Here is a 379-nt window from a genome sequence, read left to right as displayed (position 1 = left end):
GGTCTTGATCCCCGCGAGGTCGGAACCGGTGCCCGGTTCCGTCATGGCGATGCACAGCATCGTCTCACCGGACGCCACTCCGGGGAGCCACCGCTTCTTCTGCACGTCGTCGGCCAACCGCAGCAGATACGGCAGCACGATGCCGATACTCACCGAGTAGTGGCCGAATCCGACGGCGGCGCGGGCAGCTTCCTCCTGCATGACCGCCTGGAACTTGAAACTTGCGTCGCCGGCGCCGCCGAATTCCTCCGGGATGCCGAATCCGGTGGCGCCGAGGTCGCCGAGTTTGGTGAACAGTTCGCGTGGAACGCAGTTCGCCGCCTCCCAGTCCGCGTAGTGCGGCGTGATCTCCTTGGCGATGAACGTCCGGATCGTGTCC

Annotated in this window: 1 protein-coding gene; it reads right to left on the bottom strand. The window is 65.7% G+C overall.

Annotated elements, in window-relative coordinates; translation table 11 throughout:
- Positions 1-379, bottom strand: a 379-nt coding sequence (locus BJL95_RS22655; RefSeq protein ID WP_175463779.1) for an acyl-CoA dehydrogenase family protein, incomplete at both ends; no start/stop codon positions are given.

The sequence above is a fragment of the Methylomonas sp. LWB genome (assembly GCF_001856095.1).
GTDB classification, from domain to species: Bacteria; Pseudomonadota; Gammaproteobacteria; order Methylococcales; family Methylomonadaceae; genus Methylomonas; species Methylomonas koyamae_A.
Note: the sequence above shows the minus strand (reverse complement) of the source record. Positions and strands in the feature narration are given on the sequence as shown.